Here is a 9915-nt window from a genome sequence, read left to right on the forward strand (position 1 = left end):
GAATCGTCAACTACGTCATCGTCGACGATTTCGGGGTGACGCTCAATCCGCTGCTGCTCGCCGGCCAGGTTCATGGCGGCGCCATGCAGGGGATCGGCCAGGCCTTGATGGAGCAGGCGGTCTACAGCACAGGCGACGGCCAGCTCGTCACCGGCACGTTCATGGACTATGCGCTGCCGCGCGCGGCCGACGGCCCGTCATTCGTGTTCGAGACCCACAACGTGCGCTGCACGACCAATCCGCTCGGTGTCAAAGGCGCGGGCGAGGCCGGCGCGATCGGCTCCTGTCCCGCGGTCGTCAATGCGATCATCGATGGGCTGTGGCGCGAATACAAGATCGACCACATCGACATGCCGGCGACTTCCGAGCGGGTCTGGATCGCGATCCGCGAGCATCAGCGCCGGCATAGTCTGTGACATTTTGTTCCGCAGTCCGGCGGAATGAAACGCTGGGTCGGGGGTTGGATGGTCGGGGCCTTGTGTAACGAAACCCACGGCTTGATCCGGAAGCCGTGATGCTCAAGCCTTAATCCTCGAAACCGGGAAATGGAGATCTGAACGATGCTTCGAACGGCTGTCGTGTTAGGGACGCTACTGCTCGGTATTGGCGCGGTGGCAGCGCAGCAGGACCAGGTCGCCAAGACCCAGGCTGCGATGAAATCCAACCTCAAGAATGCGCTTGCCATCAGCGCCATGATCAAGGGTGAAAAGCCCTATGATCAAGCCACGGTGAACGCATCGCTTGCCGAACTCGAGGACGTCGCCAAGCGCTTCCCGACATTGTTTCCAGACAGCATCAAGGGCCTGAAGCCGGATGGTGACTATTATGCGTCGCCGAAGGTCTGGACCGAGCGGGCGGATTTCGAAGCCCGCGCCGCCGGCTTTGCCAAAGCGGTCGGCGAAGCCAAGGGCAAGATCAAGGATCTCGACAGCCTCAAGGCAACTTACCCCAATGTGAACAAGCAGTGCATGGGTTGCCACGAGACCTTTCGCATCAAGAACAGCTGAGGCGTGCGAAAAGAGAGAGAGGGCGAACGCCCTCTCGCTTTATTTGTGCTCCACTTTCCCGCTTGTCGCGGACCTTACTTCATCACCTGGCCGCGGATTTCTCCGCCCGGATTGGCTGCGGTGTGGACGTTGATGTAGTACTTGCCGGCCATCAGGTCGGCGGCCTGCGCGTCGGTCAGCGTGGCGCTGCCTTCGGCGGGGCTGGACGTCGCGTTCGGGATCGCAACCGCGACGCCGGCGTTCTTGCCGGCTTCGGCAGGTCCGTGGAAATGCGCGGCGGTGGCCGGGCCGGAGAGGCCGGAATAGGTCAGCTTCCAGCTCAACTTCCTGGTGGCGGCATCGTAGTCGACATCGGCGGCGCCGGTGGCGGCGCTGGTGTTCGGCGGAACCTCGGATTTGCCGTCCAGCGTCACCTTCATCTTGTCGGCAAAGGCCGCCCCGGCGAAGGCAATGGCCGCACCGAGCGCAAGGGTGGCAAGCATGGTCTTTTTCATGGCTATCTCCCTGTTGACGTCAAACGACCGTGTCAGCTTCAAAACAGCGGGTTTTCGGATTTATTCCTGAAATGGGCCTGAATCCCGGAAATTTGCGGCGAGCCTGCGGCTGGAAACAACGCCATACTGGCCGTCAAGTTGGGGCTGATCATAACGGGTAGGTGAATGCCGCGACGAGTTCTCCTGATTGTAGTTTTGGCCGGCGTCATCGGCGTCGGTATCTTCTGGTGGCTGACGATACCGGCGGTCGTGCTTTCGAGCGCTCTGCCGGCCTATCAGCCTGATCTCGCCAACGGTCTGACAACGTTCAATGCGGGCGGATGTTCCTCCTGCCATGCGGTGCCCAACCAGCCCGATCGCTTGAGGCTCGGCGGCGGCCTGGCGCTGCCGTCGCCGTTCGGGACCTTCTACGTTCCCAATATTTCGCCCGATCCGAACGACGGCATCGGAGGCTGGAGCGAGGCCGATTTCGTGACCGCCGTGACCAGGGGGACCTCGCCGGACGGCGTCCACTATTTTCCGGCGTTTCCCTATGCCTCCTATCAGCACGCCAGGACCGAGGACGTCCGCGACCTCTTTGCCTATCTGAAGACGCTGGCGCCGGTGACCGGCAAGGTGCGCGATCACGACGTGCCGTTTCCTTTCAACATCCGCCGCAACATCGGCGCGTGGAAATGGCTGTACATGGACGGCAAGCCGTTGATGCCGGATGCCGGGCGCCCGGCGCAGTGGAATCGCGGCGCCTACCTCGTCCACGCGCTCGGCCATTGCGCGGAGTGCCACAGCCCGCGGAATTTCCTCGGCGGCATCGTCGCTGCGCAGCGCTTTGCGGGAGGGCCTAATCCAGACGGCGAGGGCTGGGTGCCGAACATCACGCAAAAGGAACTTGCGGACTGGAGCGCGAAAGATATCGCCTATTTCCTCGAAACCGGACAAATGCCGGACGGCGACAGCGCCGGCGGCGCCATGGTGCGCGTGATCAGGAACATTTCGCAATTGTCGCCGGAGGATCGCGACGCAATCGCCGAATATGTCAAATCGCTGCCGCCGGTCGACGGACCGCCGCGGCCGAAGAAGGCGAAGAAGGATTCGTGATCCGTGGCGGTTTCGACAGGCGCTAGCCGGGGCCGAACGCCTTGAAGGTGATGATGGTATGGGTGTCCTGGATGCCGGGAATGACCTGCACCTTCTCGTTGACGAAATGGCCGATGTCGGTGTCGTTGTCGACATAGAACTTGACCAGGAGATCGTAGTCGCCGGCGGTGGAATAGATCTCCGAAGCGATCTCGGCTTCCGCCAGCGCGTTGGCGACCGCGTAGGACTGGCCGAGCTTGCATTTGAACTGAACGAAGAAGGGAACCATCGTTGTCGTCTCCGAAACTGTTTTCGACATCAATATAGCGTTTTCAGGCGAGGTGGATACCGGTTCGCGTGAAGAAAACGCGCCGGAATAAACCGGCCAAGAACCGACGGCCAAGGCAGGCGAACTTGCTGCCAATCGTGCGCCGCGTTAGGACAGATCATGGCCCCGATCATACCCACCACGCGAGCCGAACCATGATGACGCCGATCGCGCTCACCATCGCGGGCTCGGATTCGTCCGGCGGTGCCGGCATCCAGGCCGACCTGAAGACTTTTGCCGCGCTCGGCGTCTACGGCGCTTCCGTCATCACCGCGCTGACCGCGCAGAACACGACCGGCGTCAGCGGCATCCATCAGGTGCCGGCCGGGTTCGTGACCGCGCAGATCGACGCGGTGTTTTCCGATCTTGCCGTCAACGCCGTCAAGATCGGCATGGTGGCGCAGCCTGCCGTAATCGATGCCATCGTCGCGGGGCTGAAGCGATGGTCGCCGAAACACGTCGTGCTCGATCCGGTGATGGTGGCGACCTCGGGCGATCGCCTGCTCGCCGCCGACGCGGTCGAGGCGCTGCGCACCAAACTCGTGCCGCGCGCCTGCCTGATCACGCCGAACCTGCCGGAAGCCGCGGCCCTGCTGGATGAGCCGGTGGCGTCCAGCGAAGCGGCCGTCGAGGATCAGGGCAGGCGGTTGCTGGCGTTGGGATGCCGGGCGGTGCTGATCAAGGGCGGGCACGGGCAGGGCAGCGAGAGCACCGATTATCTGATCGATGCCAACGCCACCATCGCGCTGACCGCGCCGCGCGTCGCGACCAAAAACACCCACGGCACCGGCTGCTCGCTGTCCTCGGCGATCGCCGCGGAGCTTGCCAAAGGCGAGGACTTGGCCACCGCCGTCCGCAACGCCAAGACCTGGATCAGCGCCGCGATCGCGGCGGCGGACCGGTTCAGCGTCGGCCACGGCCACGGGCCGATCCATCATTTCCATCAATTCTACTAGCCGTCGTCGCTGCTTTCGCAGAAACGTCGGAGCCGGCGCATGTCGCCTGATTGTCGCACGCCGCTGTTATCCGCAGTCGCACGGGCGTGGCATCGATTCGCGTTACTGCATTCTTGGCACCATCAGTCGCGTGACCGGTCATCGCCCTGTCACAGCAATCTGTTAGGTGCTGAGGTATGGGAAGTGACTCCTCGAGTGAAGAGAGCCCCGAGCGGCGCTTTCGCACCTTGTTCATCTCCGATGTTCATCTCGGAGCCCGCGGCTCGCAAGCCGACCGATTGCTGGACTTCCTGCGCAGCCACGATGCCGACACCATCTATCTCGTCGGCGATATCGTCGACGGCTGGGCGCTGCAGTCCGGCTGGTACTGGCCGCAGTCGCACAACGACTTCGTGCAGAAGATGCTGCGCAAGGCGCGCAAGGGCGCCAAGGTCATCTATGTGCCGGGCAACCACGACGAGTTCCTGCGCAATTATTACGGCACGCATTTCGGCGGCATCGACGTGGTGGAAAACACCGTCCATACCGGCGTCGACGGCAAGCGTTACCTGGTCATTCACGGCGATATCTTCGATCTCGTGGTGCAGAACGCGCGCTGGCTCGCCCATCTCGGCGACAAGGCCTATGATTTCGCCATTCGGATGAATCGCCTGGTCAACTTCTTCCGGCGCCTGTTCGGCGTGCCCTACTGGTCGCTGTCGCAATGGGCGAAGCTGAAGGTCAAGAACGCCGTGAATTACATCGGCGCGTTCGAACAGACGCTGGCCGGCGAGGCGCGCCGCCACGGCGCCGACGGCGTCATCTGCGGTCATATCCACTACGCCGCCATCCGCGACCAGCACGGCATCCGCTACATGAACTGCGGCGACTGGGTGGAAAGCTGCACCGCGCTTGCCGAGCACGAAGACGGAAAATTCGAGATCATCACCTGGACCGACCCGCTGCGCCGCGCGGCGCTGGTTCCCGGCGTCGCGGCGCGCGCGGCATGACGCATATCCTGGTGGCGACCGATGCGTGGCATCCCCAGGTCAACGGGGTGGTTCGGACGCTGACCATGATGGCGGAAGCGGCAAAAGCCTTCGGCGTCGATGTCAGCTTCCTGACGCCGCGGTTGTTTCGCCCCTTTGCGATGCCGAGCTACCCCGATCTGCGGCTGGCGTTGCCTTATCCTTCGAAAATCGCGCTATTGATCGCAGCGGCGCGGCCGGACGGCATTCATATCGCGACCGAAGGTCCGATCGGGCTATTGGTGCGGCGCTACTGCCGCAAGCACGGATTGCCGTTCACGACGAGCTTTCATACCCGTTTTCCGGAATATGTCTCGGCGCGCTCGCCGGTCCCGGAAAAGTGGGTCTGGACGATGCTGCGCCGGTTCCACAGGCCGAGCCAGGCGGTGATGGCGGCAACGCCGGCGCTGGCAAATGAACTGCGCATACGTGGTTTTCGCAATGTGGTGCTGTGGTCGCGCGGCGTCGATACCGGCCTGTTTCATCCGCGCGACATCGATCTCTGCCTGCCCGAGCCGGTATTCCTCAGCGTCGGCCGCGTCGCGGTCGAAAAAAATCTCGAGGCGTTTCTCGATCTCGACCTACCCGGCACCAAGGTCGTCGTCGGCGACGGACCTGCGCGGCTGTCGCTGGAGCGAAAATATCCGAAGGCGGTGTTTCTGGGCGCCCGGCATGGCGAGGAACTGGCGGAAATCTACGCGGCGGCCGACGTGTTCGTATTCCCGAGCCGGACCGACACCTTCGGTCTCGTGCTGCTCGAGGCGCTCGCCAGCGGCCTGCCGGTGGCCGCTTTTCCGGTCACCGGCCCGCGCGACGTGATCGGGACCGCGCCGGTCGGCGTATTGGACGACGATTTACGCCTGGCATGCCTGGAAGCGCTGAAAATTCCGTCGCGGGCCTGCGTCGACTTTGCCGCGCGCCATACCTGGCAGGCCTCGGCGCGCGTCTTTGTCGAGCACGCCATGAATGTTCGCCCGCGCGGTCCGGAAGGCGATGCGGTCGAATTCGTGGCGGAAGACCCGCATTTCGCCGCCTGACCTCGCTTCCTTGTTTGAGTATGATCCCTCGGGTCGAGCCCGAGGGCGTGCTTTTCCGGATCATGCTGTGATTCGTCTTGCCCGCTCCTCCGCGCCCGCGATACAAAGTGGAGATGACGGAACCAGTCTCACATCCAGCCGTCGAAGCCGCGGATATCGACGCGGCGGCGCGGGTGGTTGCGCCCTTCGCGGTGCGAACCCCGCTGTTGTCGTTTCCCGTCCTCAACGAGCGCGTCGGGACAAACGTGTTCCTGAAGCCGGAAATGCTGCAGCGGACCGGGTCGTTCAAGTTCCGCGGCGCCTTCAACAAGCTGGCATCGATCCCGCGGGACAGGCGCAGCGGCGGCGTGGTCGCGTTTTCGTCGGGCAACCATGCCCAGGGCGTGGCGGCGGCGGCGCAGATTCTGAACATGCAGGCGACCATCGTGATGCCCGCGGATTCGCCGCTCACCAAGCGCGAGCGCACCAGGGCCTATGGCGCCGAGGTCGTGCTTTACGATCGCGACCGCGAGGACCGCGAAGCCATCGCCAACGGCATCGCTGCCAGGCGTGGTGCCACCCTGGTCCGGCCCTATGACGATCCCTATGTGATCGCCGGCCAGGGTACCGCGGGCCGCGAAATCGCCGAGGATATGGCGGCGCTCGGCCTTGTGCCCGACATCGTGGTGGCGCCGGCCTCCGGCGGCGGGCTGATCGCGGGCGTCGCAACGGCGGTGAAGGCGCGCTTCCCGCTAGCCGAATTGATCGTCGCCGAGCCCGAGTTCTATGACGACCACGCGCGCTCGCTACGCGCCGGACACCGCGAAGCCCATCATGCCGCCGGCCGCACCATCTGCGACGCGCTGATGGCGGCGATCCCCGGCGAGATGACGTTCTCGATCAACAGCAAGCTGTTGGCGCAGGGCGTCACGGCGTCAGATGCCGAAGTAGGCCAGGCGGTGGCGTTCGCCTATCGCGAATTGAAGCTCGTGGTCGAGCCCGGCGGCGCGGTTGGCCTCGCCGCATTGCTGGCCGGACGCATCATCGATATCAGCGGCAAGAACGTGGTCATCGTTCTCTCCGGCGGCAATGTCGACGCGGATTTGTTCGCCAGGCTCGTGGCCTGAGTTCCCGGACATGAAACGGGGCGGAGCCATGACTCCGCCCCGAATTATTTGTGCTGCCGTCCAGTCCGGCGCGATCAATGCATGAATCCGCCATGTCCCTGGCCGAATGATTGGACCGGGCCACCGGACGGCATGGTAGCCGTGCGCGAGCTGGAACTGGCGCCGATGCTGCCATTCACCTTGCCGGACAGGGTATCGCCCTGAAGCCGGTTTCCTGCGGGCGGGTTGGCGTTGAGCTTGAGGCCTTCGGTGCGGAATTGCTGCCGCGACTTCGCCGGAAGGTCGACGATTCGGTTCGAGGGACCATTCGTCTTCAGGTCCGGGCCGGCCCCGGTCTTGCCAACCGTTCCCGCCGGCAGGGTCACGATCTTGCCCGCGCCGCCGGTTGAAGCGGGCGCATTGGTGCCCGTGACAGGCAGCGTGACGATCTTGGTCGGCGCCGACGATGGCGCATCTGATGTCGGCTGCTTCGGCATGGTGCCGGAGGGCATATGGACGATCTGGCCGCCGACGCCCGTGGTGCCGCCGGGCTTGCCGTTGATTGGCGGCTTGTCGCCGAGGGTCGCACCGAGATTGCCGCCATGAACCTGCACGCCGGTTCCGCCCAGTTTGATTCCGTTGTCCTTCGACAGGCCGGGGTTGGCCGGCTTGAATGTCGGGGAGTTCACGAGATGCGTGAATTGCATCAACGGCATGGTCCTGGGCTGCGACTGCAGCTTGAGCGCGGCCTGCGCATAGGGGCTGTTGGCGTAGGTGTCGTGGAAGTTCTCGTAGGCGAGCGGGGAGTTCGCCAGCACCGCCTGGTGCCACGCCGTTGCCTGCGACAGGTTTGCAAGCAGCGCACGGATGTGGTCGCACAGCGGATCACGCGGGAACAGCTCGATGAACTCCCGGTAATATTCGGGCGAGCCTTCCGACAGCACATAGTCATAGGCCTGGCGCACGGAACGGCCGGGCAGGTTCGATGCCATCTGCACGACCGGGCCTCGATCGGGCGCGCGGGTCGCCGCAGCCGCGGTATCGCCGAAGAAATAGAAGTCGCTGGTCAGCGACGAGCTTTCCCACGGCGTCTGCCGGCCGGCGGTCGAATTGTTCACTTCGAGACGAACGCGCTTGAACAGCTGCTCGATCGGCAGGTTCGGCTCGTGTGCGACATGCAGGAAGGCCGACGTGTACGGGCTGTGGTTGCCGTCGCCGTCGAGCGCCTCGGTCCCCGGCGCCGTCGAATACCCGACGATCGAGCCGTTCGGCGCATCGACGATCGCAAGCCCCCGTCCGGCATCGTTCACGGTGGGGAACGGGTTGTTCCGGCAGGCGTCGAGCACGACGATGCGCATCCGGCTCGGGATCGATTCCAGCGTCCCCATCAGGTCGACCAGCCGCACCGAATTGCTGGCAAGATCGGACGGCGAGGAAATTTTCGCGTCGACCGGGATCAGGTAGTTCTCGCCTGCGAGCTGCACGCCGTGGCCCGCGTAATAGATCATCGCCACGGTATTGGGGCCGCGGCCGGCGACCCTGGCGGAAAAATCCTTAAGCACCTTGACCATGTCGTTCTGCGTCAGGTCGGTCGCGGCCGTCACCTCAAAGCCTGCCGAATTCAGCAACTGCGCCATCGACTGCGCGTCGCCGTCGGGGTTCTGCAGCGGCGTCGCGTTCTGGTACCGCGAATTGCCGATCACGAGCGCAACCCGCTGCTCGGGCTCGCGCAGCGCGGACGAAGCGCTTTCGGTGTTGGCGGTTTGGGCGAAAGCTGCGCCGCTTTGCCCGAGGCCCAGCATGGCGGCCAGCAGGCCGGCGCATAACAGCAACGATTTGAAACGGGACATGACGTGCTCCCAAAAACGAATCTCGATGCGAGATTGGTTGTGGGTACGCTAGAGCGGATTCACGCGGAGTTACGTGACGTAGGTCACCGAGGCACAGAAGTCGGATAGCAGTCGCCTTGTCGCAGCTTGAGTTCGTCATTGTGAGCGAAAGCGAAGCAATCCATCGAGCCGCAAGGGACGAATGGATTGCTTCGTCGCTCTGCTCCTAGCAAGGACGGAATAAGCTCAAGTGTACGTACGGCGATTTGCGTCAGACGGGTTAGGCCAGGCTCAAGAGAACAGCGCGATCTTCTCGACCTGGCTCATGCGCCGGATCGGCGCCAGCGGATCGTTGGCGGCGACATTCGGATTTCTCACGATGCCGCTCGCGATGATCGTCGAGCCGAGCGATATCCCGGGCGAAGGTTCCTCGGCGGGCCGGGGCGCCGGTCGCACCGCAGGCGCTGCCGGTTCGGCGATCGGTTCAGGCACCTCGGCGACGACTGCCGGTTCCGGCGGCGCCGGCTCGGCGATACGGGCCGCTTCAGCAAGCAGCGCGTCGATTTCGCTGTCGTAAGGCTCCGGCGCGCCCATTTCGAGCGCGACCATGTCGAGCAGCGCTTCGTCATCGGCATGCGCGGCTTCGTCGATGATGTCAGCACGCGCCGCCGCGGCCGTTTCCGCCGTTGCCGTCTCGGTCGGTTCCGTCTCGGCGTGTGCCGCTTCGGCCTCCGCTGTCAGACTCGCACCCTCGGCTTGGTGAGCCTCCGCGACCAGCGCTGCCTCGATCGTTTCCGCGACGGCGACCAGTGTTTCATCCAGCGGCGCCGGGAACGGCGCTGCAACGGCCTCCTCGACCGCGTGCGCGGGCACGCGGTCGTCGCCGAACTCGTCGAGCAGGCCCTGGATCGAAGCGAATGCCGCGCGCAACGCCGACCTGACCTCGCCCGTCGAGATTTCGCCGGCGCCCGATTCGATGACGCTGACCTGCGAATCGATCAGGTCGCAAATCCGGCTGTCGTTGCCGATCTCCCGTAAGCGCCAGGCGATTTCCCGAATCACCCGCGCCCCCCTGCGGACGGCGGCGAGCTTCGGTTC

The 9915-nt window shown here is 64.2% G+C and carries 10 protein-coding genes and 1 pseudogene; 7 read left to right on the forward strand and 4 right to left on the reverse strand.

All coding sequences use genetic code 11. The annotated features are described in order from the left end of the window. Together WCE35_RS10925 and WCE35_RS10930 are read left to right on the forward strand one after the other, a co-directional pair. A partial coding sequence (locus WCE35_RS10925; protein WP_424593352.1) for a molybdopterin cofactor-binding domain-containing protein occupies window positions 1–416 on the forward strand: 416 nt, incomplete at its 5' end. Window positions 417–560: 144 nt separating this feature from the next. Beyond that, window positions 561–1007 (forward strand): c-type cytochrome, encoded by a 447-nt coding sequence (locus WCE35_RS10930; RefSeq protein ID WP_424593353.1) that lies wholly within the window; start codon window positions 561–563, stop codon window positions 1005–1007. 74 nt (window positions 1008–1081) lie between these two features. Here WCE35_RS10930 and WCE35_RS10935 read toward each other — a convergent pair whose 3' ends face one another. Continuing rightward, window positions 1082–1501 carry a CHRD domain-containing protein gene (locus tag WCE35_RS10935; protein ID WP_424593354.1) on the reverse strand — a complete coding sequence of 140 codons (420 nt, stop codon included), beginning with the start codon at window positions 1499–1501 and terminating at the stop codon, window positions 1082–1084. Between the two features lie 165 nt (window positions 1502–1666). Here WCE35_RS10935 and WCE35_RS10940 point away from each other — a divergent pair, with 165 nt between their 5' ends. Then, on the forward strand, window positions 1667–2596 hold the full coding sequence (locus WCE35_RS10940; protein WP_424593355.1) for a c-type cytochrome: 930 nt from the start codon (window positions 1667–1669) through the stop codon (window positions 2594–2596). Between the two features lie 22 nt (window positions 2597–2618). On the opposite strand, the gene WCE35_RS10945 is transcribed toward WCE35_RS10940, so the two are convergent. Then, window positions 2619–2864: an Lrp/AsnC ligand binding domain-containing protein gene (locus WCE35_RS10945; RefSeq protein WP_027541873.1), complete on the reverse strand. Its 246-nt coding sequence runs from the start codon at window positions 2862–2864 to the stop codon at window positions 2619–2621. 194 nt (window positions 2865–3058) lie between these two features. On the opposite strand from WCE35_RS10945, the gene thiD reads away from it, so the two are divergent. From thiD to WCE35_RS10965, 4 genes are all read left to right on the forward strand, one after another. Then, a complete protein-coding gene (gene thiD / locus WCE35_RS10950) occupies window positions 3059–3859 on the forward strand; it encodes a bifunctional hydroxymethylpyrimidine kinase/phosphomethylpyrimidine kinase (RefSeq protein ID WP_424593356.1) in 801 nt (266 codons plus the stop codon). 176 nt (window positions 3860–4035) lie between these two features. After that, window positions 4036–4848, forward strand: coding sequence for a UDP-2,3-diacylglucosamine diphosphatase (locus tag WCE35_RS10955; RefSeq protein ID WP_424593357.1), 813 nt, complete (start codon window positions 4036–4038; stop codon window positions 4846–4848). Beyond that, window positions 4845–5903 carry a glycosyltransferase family 4 protein gene (locus WCE35_RS10960; RefSeq protein ID WP_424593358.1) on the forward strand — a complete coding sequence of 353 codons (1059 nt, stop codon included), beginning with the start codon at window positions 4845–4847 and terminating at the stop codon, window positions 5901–5903. The genes WCE35_RS10955 and WCE35_RS10960 overlap by 4 nt, the downstream gene beginning before the upstream one ends. Before the next feature lie 113 nt (window positions 5904–6016). Continuing rightward, window positions 6017–7009 carry a threonine/serine dehydratase gene (locus tag WCE35_RS10965; protein WP_424593359.1) on the forward strand — a complete coding sequence of 331 codons (993 nt, stop codon included), beginning with the start codon at window positions 6017–6019 and terminating at the stop codon, window positions 7007–7009. Window positions 7010–7083: 74 nt separating this feature from the next. Here the strand turns inward: WCE35_RS10965 and WCE35_RS10970 are convergent, their stop codons facing one another. Next, window positions 7084–8838, reverse strand: a complete 1755-nt coding sequence (locus tag WCE35_RS10970) for a caspase family protein (protein WP_424593360.1) — start codon at window positions 8836–8838, stop codon at window positions 7084–7086. Window positions 8839–9108: 270 nt separating this feature from the next. Continuing rightward, window positions 9109–9915, reverse strand: a pseudogene (locus WCE35_RS10975) (hypothetical protein); the annotation flags it as partial.

It is taken from the genome of Bradyrhizobium sp. (assembly GCF_049691595.1).
Taxonomy (GTDB): Bacteria; Pseudomonadota; Alphaproteobacteria; order Rhizobiales; family Xanthobacteraceae; genus Bradyrhizobium.